The sequence below is a fragment of the Microbacterium aquilitoris genome (assembly GCF_031932285.1).
In the GTDB taxonomy this organism is placed as follows: Bacteria; Actinomycetota; Actinomycetes; order Actinomycetales; family Microbacteriaceae; genus Microbacterium; species Microbacterium aquilitoris.
On sequence record NZ_JAUZVT010000001.1, the window covers coordinates 811977 to 829307 of the forward strand.

Consider the following 17331-nt stretch of genomic DNA (forward strand, 5'->3'; position numbering starts at 1 on the left):
CGCGGCGCCCCGGGGGTGCTCCGTAGCGTCGGAGACATGCAGATCACGACCACCGAGATGGGCCTCGCCGCCCGCGTCCAGAACCTCACGAAGACCTACGGCGGCGGCGAGAACGCCGTCCGCGCGCTCGACGACGTCACCGTCGGCATCCGTCGTGGCGAGTTCACCGCCATCATGGGCCCGTCGGGCTCGGGCAAGTCGACGCTCATGCACATCATGGCCGGCCTCGATGCGCCGGCCTCCGGCTCGGTCTGGATCGGCGACACCGAGATCACCGGGCTCTCGGACGTCGAGCTGACCATCCTCCGCCGCCGGCGGGTCGGCTTCGTCTTCCAGTCGTTCAACCTCGTCCCGACCCTCGACGCGATCGGCAACATCCTGCTGCCCTTCGACCTCGATGGCCGGCGTCCCACGTCCCAGGAGACGACGCGCATCGACGGCCTCGTCGCGACCCTCGGCCTCGGGCCGCGCCTGCGCCACCGTCCGCACCAACTGTCGGGCGGCCAGCAGCAGCGCGTCGCGATCGCCCGCGCCCTCGCGACGGCGCCCGACCTCGTCTTCGCCGACGAGCCCACGGGCAACCTCGACTCGCGGTCGGGTCGCGAGGTGCTGTCCCTCCTCGCCGCCGCCAGTCGCGAGCACGGTCAGTCGATCGCCATGGTCACCCACGACCCCGTGGCCGCGTCGTACGCCGACCGCGTGCTGTTCCTCGGCGACGGGCGCATCGTCGCCGACAAGCCCCGTCAGAGCGCCGAGCAGATCTCCGCTCACATGCTCAGCACCGAGGTGTCCGCGTGACCGCCCTCGCCCCGTCCGCCGTGCACACGATCGTCCCCGAACCCGCACGGACGTCGCGGTTCGCGTGGCTGCGCGAGCGCGGCATGGGCGCGACGATCCTCGTCTCGGCCATCTCGACGGCCTTCGGTGTCGTGCTCCTGTCGGCGACCGGGTACATCTCCCAGGCGTTCAGCTCGAACGCGGAATACGGCGGCTCCGGCACCATGGTTGCCGTCCTCGCGCTGCTGAGCGGGATCCTGCTCGCCGTCGCGGTCTACGTCGGCGCCATCGTGACCGCCAACACCTTCTCGACGATCATCGCGGGACGCACCCGCCGGATCGCCTTGATGCGTCTGATCGGAGCGACGGCTCGCTCCCAGCGCCGCGAGGTGGCGACGCAGGGGCTCATCGTCGGCGCGATCGGAGCAGTCGTCGGTCTCGTCACGACGACGCCCGCGGTCGTCCTCGCCCTTCCCCTGCTCGATGGCGCGCTCGACGCGACCTCCGACTGGTCACCGGTCCAGGCCGTCCTCGTCATCCCGGCGGTGGCCGTGGTGCTGACGACGTGGACCGCGGCGTGGTCGGGATCGCGGCGGGTCCTCACGGTCACCCCGCTCGAAGCGCTGGGCGGCTCGGTCGAGCGCTCCCGAGACGAGATCGCCGGAGCCCGCGGCCGCAAGACGGGCGCCATCGTTCTCGGTGTCATCGGGGTGGTACTCCTCGTCGGCGGCATCCTGATCGGTCTCCTCAACCCCGTCGGCGTGCTGGTCGCCTTCTTCGGCGGCCTGTTCTCCTTCACCGCGGTCTCGATCAGTGCGGTGTCGGTCATGCCGCCGCTCCTGAAGGCGACGGGGCGTCTGTTCGGGACGTCGGTCACTGCGCGGCTGGCCGCGGAGAACGCCGTCCGCTACCCGGAGCGATCGAGTCGCATGGCCATCGGCGTCGTCATGGGCGTCGCGCTCGTCGTGATGTTCGCCGTCGCAGCGGAGTCGGTCAAATCCCTCGTCGCGGCGTCGAGCGGTGGAGAGCCGGATGCGGCCTTCAACGAGATGATCGACACCTTCTCGACGGTCATGATGTGCCTCGTCGCCGTCAGCGCGGTGATCGCCGCCGTCGGTCTCGTGAACCTCCTCACCATCGGCATCGTGCAGCGCAAGCGCGAACTCGGCCTGCTGCGGGCGCTCGGTCTCACGTCGGCGCAGATCCGCCGCATGGTGCTCATCGAGGCGGCGCACGTCACGGTGACCGCGCTTCTGTTCGGTCTCGTGCTGGGCGTTCTCTACGGCTGGGTCGCGGCGCAGTCGCTGCTCGGGTCGGTCGCCATGCCGCCGTTGTGGATGTCGCCGACCTTCGTCGCCCCGGCCATCCCGCTGATCCCGGTGGTGATCGTGATCGTCGCGACCGCCGCCCTCACGCTCGGCGCCGCCGTCGCACCGACGCGCATCGCGACTCGGACGGCACCCGTCGAGGCGCTCGCCGAGTGACCCCGTCGTCCCTCCGCGCGACCCGCCCGGGCCGCGCGGAGGGACGCATCCGTCGTCAGTGGTCCTCGGCGGCGGGCGGCTCGTACGACCACGTCGGTGCGAGTGAGCGCAGGCGCATGCCGCGGTACTGCCACGCCGCCCACAGGACGGGCCACAGCGGCAGGGCCGCGGCTCCGCCGATCGTGAGGCGATCGCGCCAGAGCGTCCGCGCGGGATCACCCGGCAGCGGGCTCACCGCCATCTGGTGGTCCCAGACGTCGAGGGCGGCGAGCGCACCGGTCAGCGGGATGCCGCTGTCGCGGAAGATCCGCACCGGACCGTTCGTGTCCTCGGTGTACCGGTCGCTCGCGTGGATGAGCTGCTGGCCGGCGGGGATGATCCCGAGGGCGCGCATCTCGACCGGCACGTCGGTCCCCGGCTCGAACGAGGTCGGGAGCTCGCCGGCCATCGGCGCCATCGCGAGCAGCGGGCCGTAGAGCTCGGTGACCGCACGAGGCGAGTGGAGGGCTCGCCAGGCGGCATCCGCGGTGCAGTCGAGTTCGAGCTTCAAGAGGATCCGCATCGGACCACTCTCGCATTCCTCCGCGGCACTCGATACGTTGGGAGCGCTCCCACTCTCTCGGCGTCATCGTCGACCCCTCGGAAAGACCGCTATGCCTCTCGAACCCGCCATCGAATCCGGCGACCGCTCGCACACCCTGGCCCCCGTCGAGTCGGTCGCGCAGATCTCCTCGATGCTGCTCGACACCGATCCGACGCTCGATCCGGCCCTCGCCGAGAAGGCCCGGGTCGCCGCCGCCGAAGGCGTCGTCCTCCTGACGAACGACGGCACGCTTCCGCTGGGGAAGCGCCCGGTCGCCGTCTTCGGCCGTGTTCAGATCGACTGGTTCGCCGTCGGCTACGGCTCGGGCGGCGACGTGAAGGTGCCCTACATCTGGAACCTGCTGGCCGGTCTCCGCGACGCCGGTGTCCGCGTCGACGACGAGCTCGCGACGCGGTACTCGACGTGGTCCGCCGCGAATCGCCCCGCCTTCGCCGCCACGTGGGGCGAGTGGCCGCACCACTTCCCCGAGATGGCGATCGACGCGGCGGATGTCGCAGCCGCGGCATCCCGCGCGGACACGGCCGTCGTCGCGATCGGTCGCGCCGCCGGCGAAGCGCGCGACAGCATCCTCGAGCCCGGCAGCTACTACCTCACCGCCGACGAGAGGACGCTCCTCGACACCGTCACGGCGCACTTCTCGCGGACCGTCGTCGTCGTCGACGCGGGCAACGTCATGGACCTGTCGTGGGTCGCGGACTACGGCGACCGGATCGGCGCGGTCCTGTTCGCGTGGCAGGGCGGCATGGAGGGCGCTCGCGCCGTCGCCGGTGTGCTCGCGGGCGAGCAGGCGCCGAGCGGCAAGCTCACCGACACGATCGCACGCAGCTACGAGGACTACCCGAGCGCACCCAACTTCGGCCATCTCGACGTCAACGTCTACGCCGAGGACGTCTTCGTCGGCTACCGCTACTTCGAGACCTTCGCCCCCGACCGGGTGCTGTTCCCCTTCGGGCACGGGCTGTCCTACACGACGTTCGAGCTGACGACCGAGGCGACGACGGATGCCGCGGCCCTCCGCCTCGAGGTCGTCGTCACCAACACCGGCGACCGAGCCGGCAAGGAGGTCGTGCAGGTCTACACCGGGGCGCCCGACGGTGCCCTCGGCAAGCCGGCACGTCACCTCGCGGCCTTCGCCAAGACGCGTCTGCTCGCCCCCGGCGAGAGCGAGACGGTGCGCCTCGACGTGCACCTCGACGACCTCGCGTCGTACGACGACGGCGGGGCGACAGGGCACCGGAGCGCGTGGGTCCTCGAGGCCGGTGCGTATCCCGTCTTCGTCGGGACCGACGTGCGCCGTGCGGCGGAGGTCGCCGCGTTCGAGGTGCCCGAGACGCAGGTCGTGCGGCACGCCACCGAGGTCGCCGCGCCCGCCCACGCGTTCGATCGGCTCGTCCAGCGTCGCGGCGACGACGGTTCCGCCGTCGCCTCGCGCGAGCCCGTCCCCACGCGCACCGTCGCGCGCGCCGAGCGGGTGCTCGGATCGCTGCCGGCCGAGCTCGCGCCGACCGGGGACCGGGGCATCGACCTCGCCGACGTCGCACGCGGCGCGGCATCCCTCGACGACTTCGTCGCACAGCTCACCGACGAGGAGCTCTCGTTCCTCGCCCGCGGCGACGTCACGATGGACAGCCCGCTGGGTGCTCCCGGCAATGCGGGTGTGCTCGGCGGGGTCTCGGCGTCGCTGCGCGCGAAGGGCGTGTCGCCCGTCACGACGACCGACGGGCCGAGCGGCATCCGTCTGTCGGCGTACGCGTCGCTGCTCCCCTCGGGAACGGCGCTCGCGTCGACGTGGAACACGGCCCTCATCGAGGAGCTCGCCGCACTGCACGGACAGGAGATGCTCCGGAAGGGCTCCGACGTCCTGCTGAGCCCGGGAATGAACATCCATCGCGACCCGCTGTGCGGCCGCAACTTCGAGTACTTCAGCGAGGACCCGGTCGTCACCGGACGGATCGCCGCGGCGGTCGTGCGCGGGGTGCAGAGCACGGGACTGTCGGCGTGCCCCAAGCACTTCGCCGCGAACAACCAGGAGACCAACCGCACCCGTAACGACTCGCGCGTCTCCGAGCGGGCGCTCCGCGAAATCTATCTGCGCGGGTTCGAGATCTGCGTCCGCGAGGCCGCTCCCCGCACGATCATGACGTCCTACAACCAGATCAACGGCGTCTGGGCGCACTATCACCACGACCTCGCCACGGTCGTCCTCCGGGACGAGTGGGGCTACGAGGGGGTCGTCATCACCGACTGGTGGATCGAGAACGCCGTCGACCCCGACTTCCCCGCCCTCGAGGACAACGCCTACCGCGTCCGTGCGCAGGTCGACGTCCTCATGCCGGGCGGTGTGAAACGGGATGCCGCGCCTCAGGCGCAGGCTGACACGACGATCCTCGACTCCCTCGCCCGTGAGGGCGGGATCACCCGCGGTGAACTCCAGCGGACGGCCCGGAACGTCCTCGGTCTCGTCATCTCGCTGAAGCCGATCGTCGACGCTCGTACGCTGGAGGGATGACCGCGAGCCCGTTCGATCAGTCCCGCTACCAGCTGCGCTTCGACTGGGGGCGGGACGGGCTGACCCGTCTCGCGCCCGCGGACGTCGTCGTCGTCGTCGACGTGCTGAGGTTCTCGTCGACGGTGTCGGCGCGGGTCGCGGGCGGCGAGACGGTGGCCCACGACGAGGCCGCCCACGCCGTGTCGCGCAACGGCGCGGCCGTCGCCTCGGCTGCCGCGGCGACGGGCGCCGTCGTGTTCCTCGGGAGCCTGCGCAATGCCACCGCCGTCGCAAAGGCGGTGCTCGCCGAGCAGAACCGCCGCGCGGCCCGCACGAGCGTGAGTATCATCGCCGCCGGCGAGCTGAACGGGCCGGGGGATGCCGCGGTCCTGCGCTTCTCCGTAGAGGATCAGCTCGGTGCCGGGGCGGTCTTCGCGGCGCTCGAGGCGATCGGCCTCGACCACTCCTCGCCGGAGGCCGCAGCGGCATCCGAGGCGTTCCGGGGTCTGCGATCCGCGGTCCGCCACCTCCTCACGGCGAGCGGCTCGGGACAGGAGCTCCTCGACGCCGGTCGTCGCGACGAGGTGCTCGCCGCCGCGGTCCATGACGCCGATGAGACGGTCCCCGTCCTCCATGACGGCGTGTGGCGCGCCTACGAGGCGATCAACGCGGAGTGAGGGCCTCGCGCCGGGTCGCGGCGGTGATCTCGCGCCGTCGCCAGGTGATCAGGTGGCGCTCATCGAACGTCGGCGCGCACCGCGCGCACGAGGTCGCCCGTGTCGCCTTGCGGTGACGGTACGCGACGTGTCCGGCGGGACACACGCCGACCCAGGGCGCGAGCTCCGTGGCCGTCTCGCCGCGGTGGGTGACGCCGCCCGTGTAGCCGAGCGACCGCGCGACGCGCTTCCACTCCGCGCCGTGCCCCGCGGCCGAGCCCGCGATCGCGTGGGCGATCTCGTGCAGGATCGTCTGGCGGTTGGTCTCGGCGTCGTACCGGGCGGCGAGATAGCGCGAGAGCGTGATGCGCTTGCGCAGATAGTCGCACGCGCCGGCACGGCGTTTGGCGTTGTCGTACGCGAAGCTCCACGAGTCGTCGAGCAGCTGCCGCAGCAGTGACTCCGCCTCGCGGCGCACGTCGATGAGGTCGCTCATGCCAGCACGATAGGACGCAGGTACGACACTCGGGCCGATGGCCTCAGCCGGCGACCGTCGTGCTGTTGCGACGTCGGTCGACGGCGTCGATGGCGAGCAGCGTCGACTCGAGCTGATCCTCGGGAGCACCCGCCTCTTGCCGCAGGAAGAGCGCCTTCTTGAAGTCGGCGCGCGCCGCGGCGTCGTCGTGCGCGTCGAAGTGGACCTTGCCGCGGTGCTGGCAGCCGAAAGCGGCGACCGCCGACCACCCCTGCCCCTCGGCCTCCTCGACGCACGTGTTCAGCTCGTGGATCGCCGCGGCGTATGCGCCGCGGAACTGCTGGACGGTGGCGTGCAGCATCCGGGCGCGCAGCAGGTCCTTGCGGGTGCCCGCCATCCGGGCGAGGCGCACCGACTCCTCCGAGACGACGAGCGCCTCGTCGAGGCGGCCCAGCACCTTCAGCAGCCAGACCTTCTCGAGCATGGCGGCCAGACTCCGCTGGTCGCCGAGTTCGGTGAGCCGGGTCTGGCATTCGTCGAGGTCGACGATCTCTCGGAGAGTCTCCGGGTCGTATCCCTTGATGAAGCCCACAGCTGTTCCTTCCGACCCCGCGACGTGTGTCTCCAGTGTCGCCGCGCCTGGCCCGGAATGGGCTGAGGGCGCGCCGTGCGTCGTGCGCTCAGCGATCGAAGACGGATGCCGCGGGCGCCGGCGACGGGGTCGAATCGGCATCCGTCATGATCCGCGCATCGCGCGCGAACGTCTCGAGCTCGGCGCCGTGGGCGACCTTCGCGGGGTGGGGACCGGCCGCCATCAGACGCGGCAGCCACTCCATCGGCAGCTCGGAGGGCGACGCCGCGATGACGATGTTCCCGAACCGGCCGCTCTTGAGCGTTCCCACCTCGGCGAGGATCACGACGTGCTCGAGGACCGAGCGCACGGTCGCGACCTGACGGCGGGCGAAGGCGAGGCCGCTGCCGTCGGCGATGTTGACGAGCAGGATGCCGGTCGGCGCGAGCAGCCCCGCAAGGATCCGGTAGTACTCGACGCTCGTGATGTGGGCGGGCGTCTGCGCCCCCGCGAACACGTCCGAGACGACGAGGTCCGCCTTGCCGACGATGCCCGGGGGGAGGCGTCCCGCGACGTCGCGCGCGTCGCCGATCCGCACGCGCAGCTGGCCCGTGCGCGGCAGCGGCAGGTGCTCGCGCACGAGGTCGACGAGCGCCTGCTCGAGTTCGATGACCTGCTGCCGCGACCCCGGTCGGGTGTGCTCGACGTAGCGGGGGAGGGTCATGGCGCCCGCGCCGAGGTGCACCGCGGTGAGGGGTTCCCCCGGCATCCCGATCTGGTCGATCACGGCGCCCATGCGGGCGACGTACTCGAAGTGGAGGTGCGACGGATCGTCGAGATCGACGTGCGACTGCGGGGTGGTCTCGACGACGAGCTCCCAGCCGCCCGCGAACCGGCCGGGGATGATGCGCGCCTGCCTCCCGTCGGACAGTCTGGCGACAGGCGGGTCGAGGGGGGCGCGAGAACGGGCCATCCGACTACGGTAGCCCGGAGGAAGAAACACGATCGAGATACAGCTGTAACCGCTTACCGGCAGTGTGGACGGTAGCGTCAGCCGCATCCCTTCGGCAGCGCCGCCTCCTCGCGCGCCGCCGACGAGCCCCATCGGAAGGTGCACAGCAATGCTCCCCATTTCCCGGAAGCGGGTGTTCGCGGCCGCCGCGACGCTCGCCATCGGTGCGCTCGCGCTCAGCGCGTGCGCCAGTCAGCGCGGCGGCGACGACAACGCGGAAGGACCCGCGGACGTCGACGGCACGTTCGTCTTCGCGGCGTCGTCGGATCCCGCGAGCCTCGACCCCGCCTTCGCCCAGGACGGCGAGACGTTCCGTGTCTCGCGCCAGATCTTCGAGGGCCTCGTGGGCACCAAGCCCGGCACGGCCGACCCCGCCCCGCTCCTCGCCGAGTCGTGGGAGACGTCGGACGACGCGCTGAGCTACACGTTCGAGCTCAAGAAGGACGTCACGTTCCAGGACGGCACCCCGTTCAACGCCGAGGCCGTCTGCTACAACTTCGACCGTTGGTACAACTGGGAGGGCCTGGCCGCCAGCGAGGCGCTCGGCTACTACTACAACAAGCTCTTCAAGGGCTACGCCTCGAGCCCCGACTCGGCCGTGTACGACTCGTGCGCCCCCGATGGTGACTCCTCGGTCACCGTGACGCTCAAGAAGCCCTTCGCCGGGTTCGTCGCCGCGCTGTCGCTGCCCGCGTTCGGGATGCAGTCGCCGAAGGCGCTCGCCGACTTCAAGGCCGACGAGGTCGGCGGTACCGCCGAGGCTCCGACCCTGAGCGAGTACGCCACCGGACACCCGGTCGGCACCGGCCCCTACAAGTTCGACGAGTGGTCGCGCGGCGAGCAGGTCACCCTGAGCTCCTACGCCGACTACTGGGGCGACAAGGGCCAGATCGACAAGATCATCTTCCGTACGATCGACGACCCGACCGCGCGCCGCCAGGCCCTCGAGTCCGGCTCGATCGACGGTTACGACCTCGTCGGACCCGCCGATACCGGTGCGCTCGATGACGCCGGCTTCACGATGGTCTCGCGCCCGCCCTTCACGATCCTGTACCTCGCCTTCAACCAGGCGGTCAAGGAACTGCAGGACCCCAAGGTCCGCGAGGCGCTCTCATACGCCGTCGACAAGGACGCGCTCATCTCGCAGGTCCTCCCCGAGGGCACCGAGAAGGCGACGCAGTTCATGCCGCCGAGTGTGAACGGCTGGAACGCCGACGTCACGACGTACGACTACGACCCCGAGAAGGCCAAGGCGCTCCTCGCAGAAGCCGGCTACACCGAGGCCAACCCACTGAAGCTGACCTTCAACTACCCGGTCAACGTCTCGCGTCCCTACATGCCGGACCCCGAGCAGATCTTCACGGTCCTGTCGTCGCAGCTGAAGGCCGTCGGAGTCGAGGCCACGCCGAAGTCGAACGAGTGGGGCGAGTACCTCGACCTCATCACGGGCGGCACGGATCACGGCATCCACCTGCTCGGCTGGACCGGTGACTACAACGACACCGACAACTTCCTGGGCGTCTTCTTCGGTCAGAAGTCGGCGGAGTGGGGCTTCGACAACCCCCAGCTCTTCAAGGACCTCACCGATGCCCGCGGCATCGCGGACCTCGACGAGCAGACGAAGCTCTACTCGGAGATCAACGAAGAGGTCGCGAAGTTCATCCCCGGCGTCCCGCTGGCCCACCCGGCTCCCACGCTGGCCTTCGACCCGCGCGTCGAGAGCTACCCGGCGAGCCCCGTGAACGACGAGGTGTTCAACCAGATCGTCCTCACGAAGTAAGCCGATCGAGGCGGCTCCGGCCGTCTGACCGGTGCGGGGCGGGATGACCTCCCGCCCCGCACCGACCTCCACGAAAGCGACACCCGTGCTGCGAACCATCGGCAAAAGGCTCCTGCTGCTGATCCCCACCCTCCTCGGTCTGAGCATCCTGCTCTTCTGGTGGGTCCGAACACTTCCCGGCGGTCCCGCCCAGGCACTCCTGGGCGAGAAGGCCACCCCCGAAGCCGTCGCTCGGATCAACGAGCTCTACGGCTTCAACCGTCCTCTGATCGAGCAGTACTTCACCTGGATCGGGCGACTGCTCTCGGGCGACTTCGGCACCTCGCTGCGCACCAGCCAGCCGGTGCTCGACGAGTTCCTCCGCCGGTTCCCGGCGACGATCGAACTCTCGGTCGCGGCGCTCATCATCGCCGTCGGCGTCGGTGTGCCCCTCGGCTACTGGGCCGCGCGGCGTCACGGCAAGGCCGCCGACAGCACCGCCGTCGTCTTCAGCCTTCTGGGGATCGTCGTCCCGGTGTTCTTCCTGGCCTTCATCCTCAAGTACGTGTTCGCGGTCCAGCTCGGCTGGCTCCCGTCCGACGGCCGCCAGGACCCCCGCATCGAAGCCACCCACTACACGAACTTCTACGTGCTCGACGGGCTGATCACCGGCGAATTCGACGCCGCGTGGGACGCGATCCTGCACATGATCCTGCCGGCCATCGCGCTCGGCACGATCCCTCTCGCGATCATCGTGCGCATCACCCGGGCATCCGTCCTCGAAGTGCAGAACGCAGACTACGTCCGCACCGGAAAAGCGAAGGGCGTGCCGGGGTCGCTGCTGCGCAACCGGTTCATCCTGCGGAACGCCATGCTCCCCGTCATCACGACGATCGGCCTGCAGGCGGGCCTGCTGCTCTCGGGCGCGATCCTCACCGAGACCGTGTTCGCGTTCCCGGGGATCGGATCGTTCCTCTCCGGCGCGATCTTCAACCGCGACTTCGCCGTCCTGCAGGGCTTCATTATCTTCATCGCGATCGTCTACGCGCTCATCAACCTGCTCGTCGACGTCTCGTACAGCCTGATCGACCCGAGAGTGAGGGTCTCATGAGCACCGTCCTTCCCCCCGCAGCCGGCGGCAGCGCCGCTGATGACTCCACCGTCGCCGTGCTCACGGCGGGCACCGGCGGCGCCCCGCGCGGCGGCTTCTGGCACGACGTCTTCCGCCGCCTGCGACGAAGCCCCACCGCGTGGGTGGGCCTGGCGATCGTTCTGCTGTTCGTCGTGGTCGCCCTCCTCGCTCCCGTGCTCGCGCCGTACCCCGAGACCGACCTCCCCGGCGCACGGGACATCACCCCGACGTACATCCCCGGGCCCGGTGAGATCGCCGCGTTCCCGCTCGGCCTCGACCGCTTCGGCGGCGACGTGGTGTCGAAGCTCATCTGGGGAGCCCAGGCATCCCTCCTCATCGGCGTCGTGTCGACGGCCTACGGTCTCATCGGCGGGATGCTGCTGGGCCTCGTCGCCGGCACGTTCGGCGGCTGGGTCGACAACGTCATCATGCGCCTCGTCGACATCCTGCTGTCGGTGCCGAGCCTGCTGCTGGCGGTCTCGATCGCCGCGATCCTCGGCCAGAACCAGAACTCGGTCATGATCGCCATCGGTGTCGCGCAGGTGCCGATCTTCGCGCGCCTGCTGCGCGCCTCGATGCTGCAGCAGCGCTCGGCCGACTACGTCCTCTCGGCGCAGACCCTCGGCCTCGGCCGCGGACGCATCACCATGACTCACGTCCTCCCGAACGCGGTCGGGCCGGTCATCGTTCAGGGCACGCTGTCGCTCGCGACGGCCGTCATCGACGCGGCGGCGCTGTCGTTCCTCGGCCTCGGCGGCGGGCGCCCCGAGACAGCGGAGTGGGGACGCATGCTCACCTACGCGCAGGCCGAACTCGCCATCGCGCCGTGGCTCGCGTTCCTGCCCGGCATCTGCATCGCCATCACCGCGCTCGGCTTCACGCTGTTCGGCGAGGCGCTGCGCGAGGCCATGGACCCGCGCACCCGCGGGCGCTGACCGTGAACCGGCGGGTGCTCCTCGTCGTGATCGTGCTGCTCGTCGTCGTGGTCGTCGCGCTGGTCGCGGGATACGGCGCGGGCTGGTTGGGCAACGCCGCCGGTCCGTGAGCGGGGCGGGCGGGACGGTGTGCCGTATTCAGTCCCTACGACGAGCCACCGGGGCGCCCACTGCGCGATTCCGGGCCCGCGGCTGGCGCGCGGTGGTGCGGGGACTGAATACGGAACGTGGACGGGCCCCGCCTCGGCGGGTCAGACGGCGATGTCGAGCTCGTTGCCGGGGATCGAAGAGAGCAGGTTGCGCGTGTACGGGTCGCGCGGGTTGGTGAAGATCTCCTCGCTCGAGGCGGCCTCGACGAGCGCCCCGTCCTTCATCACGCAGACGTAGTCGCTGATGAGGCGCACGACGGCGAGGTCGTGCGAGATGAAGAGGTAGCTGAGGCCGTACTCGGTCTGCAGGTCGCGGAGCAGGGTCAGGATCTGGTCCTGCACGAGCACGTCGAGCGCCGACACCGGCTCGTCGCAGACGATGAGCTCGGGCGAGAGCGCGAGGGCGCGCGCGATCGCGACGCGCTGACGCTGACCGCCCGAGAGCTCCGACGGGTACCGACGCAGCGCCGATTCGGGTAGGGCGACGTCGTCGAGGAGCTTCCGCACCCGGGCCGCACGGTCCTTCGCCGACCCCCGGTGGTAGAAGTCGAGCGGCTCCTGGACGATGCGCTCGATCGTGAACATGGGGTTCAGCGACGAGTACGGGTCCTGGAAGATCGGCTGCACCTTCTGGCGGAACTCGCGCAGCTGACGTCCCTTGAGGGATGCCACGTCCGTGCCGTCGTAGCGGATGACACCCTCCGTGGGGTCCACGACCTTCAGCAGCATCCGCGCCGTCGTCGTCTTGCCCGAGCCGGACTCGCCGACGATCGCGACGGTCTCGCCGCGCGGGATCGAGAATGACACGTCCTTGACCGCGGCGAAGTCCTCCTTCTGACCGCGGACGTTGTAGAGCTTGGTGAGCCCCTCGACCTCGACGATGTTGTCGACCGGCTTGGGCGCGGCATCCGGAGTCGGCGCGGTGAAGGCCTCGGGACGCAACCGCGCGACGGCGACCGATGGCGCCGCCTGCACGAGGGACTGCGTGTAGGGATGCTGCGGGTCCTCGAGGATCTGCCTGGCCGGACCCTGCTCGACGATGCGTCCGCGGTGCATGACGACGACGCGGGCGGCGCGCTCAGCAGCCAGCCCGAGATCGTGCGTGATGAGGAGGACCGACGTGCCGAGCTCGGTGGTCATACGCCCGAGCTGGTCGAGGATCGTCTTCTGAACCGTCACATCGAGCGCGCTCGTGGGCTCGTCGGCGATGAGCAGGCGCGGGTTGCAGGCGAGGCCGATCGCGATGAGTGCGCGCTGGCGCATGCCGCCCGAGAACTCGTGCGGGTACTGCTTCGCGCGGTCCTCGGCGTTCGGGAGACCCGCGGCGGCGAGGGTCTCGACGACCTTGCGGTCGACGTCCTTCTTGGTGGCCAGACCGTGGGCGAGCAGCGTCTCGGCGACCTGCGTGCCGATCCTCGACGTCGGGTTGAGGTTCGACATCGGGTCCTGCGGGACGAGCCCGATCTGGCCGCCGCGGACGCCGCGCATCGTCGACTCGGAAGCGTCGACGAGCTCCTGGCCGTCGAGGCGGATGCTGCCCTCCGCGATGCGGCCGTTGCCGGCGAGCAGCCCGATCACGGCCATCGCCGTCGTCGACTTGCCCGAGCCGGACTCGCCGACGATCGCGACGGTCTCACCGGCGGCGAGGTCGAGGTCGACGCCCTCGACCGCCCGCACGGAACCGTCGATGGTCTGGAACTCGACGGCGAGGTCGCGGACCTGCAGGAGGGGCGCGCCGGCGGCGGGGGAGGTCTGGAAGGGCATTCCCCCATCCTGCCCTCCGCCCGCCGCCTGCGCACGGGTGGATCGCCCGGCTTTACCCAGCCGTAACGACCCGGGGGTGTTCAGCCGTCGTGGCGTGCGCCCTCGGAGGGCCGGACCGTGAAGACGTGCGGCTCGACGTGGCCCGCGGCGGCGAAGGCCGCCAGCATCGCCTCGCGCACGGTGGGCACGGCATCACGGTCGATGAGGGCGATCGCCGAGCCGCCGAATCCGCCGCCGGTCATGCGGGCGCCGACGGCACCGTTCTCGCGCGCGGTCTCGACGGCGAGGTCGAGCTCGGGCACCGAGATCTCGAAGTCGTCGCGCATCGAGGCGTGCGAGGCGTAGAGCAGGTCGCCGATCGCGCGCGGTCCCTGCTCGCGCAGGGTGCGGACGGTGTCGAGCACGCGCTGGTTCTCGGTGACGACGTGCCGCACGCGGCGGTAGGTGTTCTCGTCGACGAGCTCCTCGACGCGGGGCAGCTGGTCGACCCGCACGTCGCGGAGCGCCGGGACGTTCATCGCCTCGGCGCCGCGCTCGCACGCCGCGCGGCGCTCGCCGTAGCCGCCCGTCGAGTGGGCGTGGGCGACGCGGGTGTCGATCACCATGAGCTCGAGTCCGGCGGCGTCGAAGCCGAGTTCTACCACCTGGGCGTCGAGGCTCCGGCAGTCGAGGAAGGTGCCGGCATCCGTCTCCCCGAGCATCGACGCCATCTGGTCCATGATCCCGGTCGGGGCGCCGACGGCCTCGTTCTCGGCGCGGCGTCCAGCCTGCGCGAGGGCGATGCGGTCGAGGCCGAGCTCCCACACGTCGTTCAGGGCCGAACCCGTCGCGCCCTCGATGGCCGCGGACGACGAGAGGCCGGCGCCGACGGGGACGTCCGAGGCGAACGCGAGGTCGATACCGGTGACGGATGCCGCATCCGTCCCGGTCGCCTGCAGCAGCGCCCACGCGACTCCGAGCGGATAGCGGGCCCACTCGACGACCTCGTCGCGGCGCGCGGGGAAGAGCGCGTCGAGATCGGCGAGGTCGACCTCGACCGGCGTCTCGTCGAAGGTCGACACGACGCGGATGCGGCCGTCCGTGCGGCGGCCGAGCGCGACGTGCGTGCGGTGCGGCGTCGCGAACGGGAAGACGAAGCCGTCGTTGTAGTCGGTGTGCTCGCCGATCAGGTTGACGCGACCGGGCGCCGACCAGAGGCCGACGGGCGCCGAGCCGGTGAGAGTGGAGAAGAGGCCCTGGGCCTCGTCGGCAGCGGTCACAGCGTGACTCCTTCGATGGCGGTGCGGAGGCGCGCGGCGGCGTCCTCCGGGGGGACGTCGCCGATCCAGGCGCCCATGGCGGCTTCGGATCCGGCGAGGAACTTGAGCTTGTCGGCGGCGCGACGCGGGCTCGTCAGCTGCAGGCTGAGGCGCACGGTGTCACGGCCGACGTGGACGGGCGCCTGGTGCCAGGCGGCGATGTAGGGCGTCTCGGACTCGTAGAGCGCGTCGACCCCGCGCAGCAGGCGCAGGTACAGCGGGGCGAGTTCGTCCTTCTCTTCGCCGGTCAGGCCGGCGAAGTCGGCGACGTGGCGGTGCGGGAGCATGTGGATCTCGAGCGGCCAGCGGGCGGCGAACGGCACGAACGCGGTCCAGTGCTCGCCGCGGAGGAGGACGCGGGGCCCGGCCTGCTCGAACTCGAGGATGCGCTGGAACAGATCGGGGGCGGTCCGATCGATCGAGTCGAGCAGGCGGGTCGTCCGGGGCGTGACGTAGGGGTAGGCGTAGATCTGCCCGTGCGGGTGCTGCAGGGTCACGCCGATGGCCTCGCCGCGGTTCTCGAACGGGAAGACCTGCTCGATGCCGGGGAGGGCCGAGAGGGCCGCGGTGCGGTCGGCCCACGCCTCGATGACGGTGCGAGCACGTGTCACGGACTGCGTGCCGAACGAGCCGGTGCGCTCGGGGGAGAAGCAGACGACCTCGGTGCGGCCGACGCTCGTGCGGGTGCGGCCGAGGCCGAGGTGCGTGAGGTCGTCGAGGCCGCGCGGCGGGTCGATCGCCGCGGGCACGTCGTCCGTGGCCTCGGCGAGGGCGGGCCCGAATGACGGCGACTTGTTCTCGAAGACGGCGACGTCGTACACCGAGGGGATCTCGGAAGGGTTCGTGTCGGTCTGCGGGGCCAGCGGGTCGAGCTCGGCGGGCGGCAGGAACGCGCGGTTCTGCCGGTTCGCGGCGACCGAGACCCAGTCGCCGGTGAGGATGTCCTGCCGCATCGTGGCGGTCTCGGGCCGCCCACCCAGGTCACGGGTGTCGACGGCGCGGTCGGCGCCGAGGGTCGTCCCGGGATCGTCGAAGTAGATCAGCTCGCGGCCGTCGGCCAGACGGGTGCTGCGCTTGACGACGCCGGCGCCGAGGTCACTCGTCTCGGCGGGGGCGTGCGTCGGCGTGCCGTTCTCCGGTGTGTTCACGTCAACACGGTAGCGGAACGGCTATGTTATCGTCAACATCACGCGAGCCTCCGGAGTTCAGCACGCATTCGCGGGAGCGAGATCCGGGGCGGGAGGGGATGCCGTGCAGCGACGCGTCTCAATGGCCGACGTGGCCGCGGCTGCCGGCGTCTCGGGGCAGACCGTCTCACGCGTCGTCAACGGCAGCCCGCGCGTCGACCCCGAGACCCGCACCCGCGTCGAGGCCGCGATGGCGGACCTCGGCTATCGACCCCACCGCGCCGCGCGGACCCTGCGCACCGGGCGCTCGGGCACGATCGGCGTGATCGTGGCGACCCTCGCGACCGTCGGCAACTCGCGGATGCTCGAGGCCGTGGCATCCGCCGCCGCCCGTCGCGAACTCGCGGTCACCCTCGTCGCCCTCCCCGGGCCCGCCGACATCGCCGCCGCGTTCGACCGCCTGCACGACCTCGGCGTCGACGGTGCGATCGTGCTCAACGAGGCGACGGCGATCGCCGAGGGCGTCACGCGGCCCGAGGGTCTCGCCCTCGTCGCGGTCGACTCGCCCGGGGGAGGGTTCGCGACGGTCCAGTCCGATCACGCGGGAGGCGCCGAGGCGGCCACCCGACGGTTGCGGGATGCCGGGCGTCGCACGATCGCGCACGTCGCCGGCCCCGCGGGCTCCTTCGCGGCGGACGAACGCGAGCGCGGCTGGCGCGCGGCGCACGACGGTGCGCGCGTGCCCGAACCGCTGCGGGGGGACTGGGGCGCGGCATCCGGTCACGCGGCGGGCCGGGCGCTCGCGGCGGATCCCGCCGTGGACGCCGTCTTCGCCGCGAACGACCAGATGGCGCTCGGAGTGCTGCGCGCGCTCGCGGAGGCCGGTCGCGACGACGTCGCCGTCATCGGGTTCGACGATGTGGCGGATGCCGCCGACTACCGTCCGCCGCTCACGACCGTCCGCCAGGACTTCGACGCCCTCGGCGAGGCCGCCGTCGCCGCCCTGGCGGCGACGCTGGACGGCGCGCCCGCGACGCGGACCGTCGTCCCGACCACGCTCATCGCCCGCGCATCGGGCTGACGCGGGCGACCGGGCGCGG

Annotated in this window: 15 protein-coding genes; 8 read left to right on the forward strand and 7 right to left on the reverse strand. The window is 71.1% G+C overall.

Going from position 1 to position 17331, the window contains the following annotated elements; translation table 11 throughout:
* Nucleotides 1-36 precede the first annotated feature (36 nt).
* Both Q9S78_RS03905 and Q9S78_RS03910 read left to right on the forward strand, forming a co-directional pair.
* Nucleotides 37-798, forward strand: coding sequence for an ABC transporter ATP-binding protein (locus tag Q9S78_RS03905; RefSeq protein WP_311868959.1), 762 nt, complete (start codon nucleotides 37-39; stop codon nucleotides 796-798).
* Nucleotides 795-2261 carry an FtsX-like permease family protein gene (locus Q9S78_RS03910; protein ID WP_311868961.1) on the forward strand — a complete coding sequence of 489 codons (1467 nt, stop codon included), beginning with the start codon at nucleotides 795-797 and terminating at the stop codon, nucleotides 2259-2261. Before Q9S78_RS03905 ends, Q9S78_RS03910 begins: the two co-directional genes overlap by 4 nt.
* A 55-nt stretch (nucleotides 2262-2316) precedes the next feature.
* Here Q9S78_RS03910 and Q9S78_RS03915 read toward each other — a convergent pair whose 3' ends face one another.
* A complete protein-coding gene (locus Q9S78_RS03915; protein ID WP_311868964.1) occupies nucleotides 2317-2823 on the reverse strand; it encodes a hypothetical protein in 507 nt (168 codons plus the stop codon).
* Nucleotides 2824-2914: 91 nt separating this feature from the next.
* Here Q9S78_RS03915 and Q9S78_RS03920 point away from each other — a divergent pair, with 91 nt between their 5' ends.
* Complete coding sequence (locus tag Q9S78_RS03920; protein ID WP_311868965.1) at nucleotides 2915-5374, forward strand: glycoside hydrolase family 3 protein; 2460 nt, start codon at nucleotides 2915-2917, stop codon at nucleotides 5372-5374.
* Nucleotides 5371-6030, forward strand: a complete 660-nt coding sequence (locus Q9S78_RS03925) for a 2-phosphosulfolactate phosphatase (protein WP_311868966.1) — start codon at nucleotides 5371-5373, stop codon at nucleotides 6028-6030. Before Q9S78_RS03920 ends, Q9S78_RS03925 begins: the two co-directional genes overlap by 4 nt.
* Here the strand turns inward: Q9S78_RS03925 and Q9S78_RS03930 are convergent.
* From Q9S78_RS03930 to Q9S78_RS03940, 3 genes are all read right to left on the reverse strand, one after another.
* Nucleotides 6017-6505, reverse strand: coding sequence for a SprT-like domain-containing protein (locus Q9S78_RS03930; RefSeq protein ID WP_018185607.1), 489 nt, complete (start codon nucleotides 6503-6505; stop codon nucleotides 6017-6019). The genes Q9S78_RS03925 and Q9S78_RS03930 overlap by 14 nt on opposite strands.
* A 43-nt stretch (nucleotides 6506-6548) precedes the next feature.
* Nucleotides 6549-7076, reverse strand: a complete 528-nt coding sequence (locus tag Q9S78_RS03935) for a hypothetical protein (protein ID WP_018185606.1) — start codon at nucleotides 7074-7076, stop codon at nucleotides 6549-6551.
* A gap of 88 nt (nucleotides 7077-7164) precedes the next feature.
* The gene (locus Q9S78_RS03940) at nucleotides 7165-8028 is read right to left on the reverse strand and encodes a spermidine synthase (RefSeq protein ID WP_311868968.1); all 864 of its coding nucleotides are present in this window, start codon (nucleotides 8026-8028) and stop codon (nucleotides 7165-7167) included.
* Between the two features lie 148 nt (nucleotides 8029-8176).
* Here Q9S78_RS03940 and Q9S78_RS03945 point away from each other — a divergent pair, with 148 nt between their 5' ends.
* The 3 genes from Q9S78_RS03945 to Q9S78_RS03955 all read left to right on the forward strand — a co-directional run bounded on the left by Q9S78_RS03945 (nucleotide 8177) and on the right by Q9S78_RS03955 (nucleotide 11893).
* Nucleotides 8177-9847 (forward strand): ABC transporter substrate-binding protein, encoded by a 1671-nt coding sequence (locus Q9S78_RS03945; RefSeq protein ID WP_311868970.1) that lies wholly within the window; start codon nucleotides 8177-8179, stop codon nucleotides 9845-9847.
* A gap of 85 nt (nucleotides 9848-9932) precedes the next feature.
* A complete protein-coding gene (locus Q9S78_RS03950; RefSeq protein WP_311868972.1) occupies nucleotides 9933-10937 on the forward strand; it encodes an ABC transporter permease in 1005 nt (334 codons plus the stop codon).
* Nucleotides 10934-11893 carry an ABC transporter permease gene (locus tag Q9S78_RS03955; RefSeq protein WP_020097904.1) on the forward strand — a complete coding sequence of 320 codons (960 nt, stop codon included), beginning with the start codon at nucleotides 10934-10936 and terminating at the stop codon, nucleotides 11891-11893. Before Q9S78_RS03950 ends, Q9S78_RS03955 begins: the two co-directional genes overlap by 4 nt.
* Before the next feature lie 251 nt (nucleotides 11894-12144).
* Here Q9S78_RS03955 and Q9S78_RS03960 read toward each other — a convergent pair whose 3' ends face one another.
* From Q9S78_RS03960 to galT, 3 genes are all read right to left on the reverse strand, one after another.
* On the reverse strand, nucleotides 12145-13806 hold the full coding sequence (locus tag Q9S78_RS03960; protein WP_311868973.1) for an ABC transporter ATP-binding protein: 1662 nt from the start codon (nucleotides 13804-13806) through the stop codon (nucleotides 12145-12147).
* 80 nt (nucleotides 13807-13886) lie between these two features.
* Nucleotides 13887-15065: a galactokinase gene (gene galK / locus Q9S78_RS03965; protein ID WP_311868974.1), complete on the reverse strand. Its 1179-nt coding sequence runs from the start codon at nucleotides 15063-15065 to the stop codon at nucleotides 13887-13889.
* The gene (galT, locus tag Q9S78_RS03970) at nucleotides 15062-16252 is read right to left on the reverse strand and encodes a galactose-1-phosphate uridylyltransferase (RefSeq protein ID WP_018185598.1); all 1191 of its coding nucleotides are present in this window, start codon (nucleotides 16250-16252) and stop codon (nucleotides 15062-15064) included. Before galT ends, galK begins: the two co-directional genes overlap by 4 nt.
* 121 nt (nucleotides 16253-16373) lie before the next feature.
* On the opposite strand from galT, the gene Q9S78_RS03975 reads away from it, so the two are divergent.
* Nucleotides 16374-17312 (forward strand): LacI family DNA-binding transcriptional regulator, encoded by a 939-nt coding sequence (locus Q9S78_RS03975; protein ID WP_311869671.1) that lies wholly within the window; start codon nucleotides 16374-16376, stop codon nucleotides 17310-17312.
* Nucleotides 17313-17331: the final 19 nt, after the last annotated feature.

Coding starts and splice junctions, on each gene's coding strand:
- Q9S78_RS03905 (WP_311868959.1), top strand. CDS start 37: ATGCAGATCACGACCACCGAGATGGGCCTCGCCGCCCGCGTCCAGAAC.
- Q9S78_RS03915 (WP_311868964.1), bottom strand. CDS start 2,823: ATGCGGATCCTCTTGAAGCTCGAACTCGACTGCACCGCGGATGCCGCC.
- Q9S78_RS03920 (WP_311868965.1), top strand. CDS start 2,915: ATGCCTCTCGAACCCGCCATCGAATCCGGCGACCGCTCGCACACCCTG.
- Q9S78_RS03925 (WP_311868966.1), top strand. CDS start 5,371: ATGACCGCGAGCCCGTTCGATCAGTCCCGCTACCAGCTGCGCTTCGAC.
- Q9S78_RS03930 (WP_018185607.1), bottom strand. CDS start 6,505: ATGAGCGACCTCATCGACGTGCGCCGCGAGGCGGAGTCACTGCTGCGG.
- Q9S78_RS03940 (WP_311868968.1), bottom strand. CDS start 8,028: ATGGCCCGTTCTCGCGCCCCCCTCGACCCGCCTGTCGCCAGACTGTCC.
- Q9S78_RS03945 (WP_311868970.1), top strand. CDS start 8,177: ATGCTCCCCATTTCCCGGAAGCGGGTGTTCGCGGCCGCCGCGACGCTC.
- Q9S78_RS03955 (WP_020097904.1), top strand. CDS start 10,934: ATGAGCACCGTCCTTCCCCCCGCAGCCGGCGGCAGCGCCGCTGATGAC.
- Q9S78_RS03960 (WP_311868973.1), bottom strand. CDS start 13,806: ATGCCCTTCCAGACCTCCCCCGCCGCCGGCGCGCCCCTCCTGCAGGTC.
- Q9S78_RS03975 (WP_311869671.1), top strand. CDS start 16,374: ATGGCCGACGTGGCCGCGGCTGCCGGCGTCTCGGGGCAGACCGTCTCA.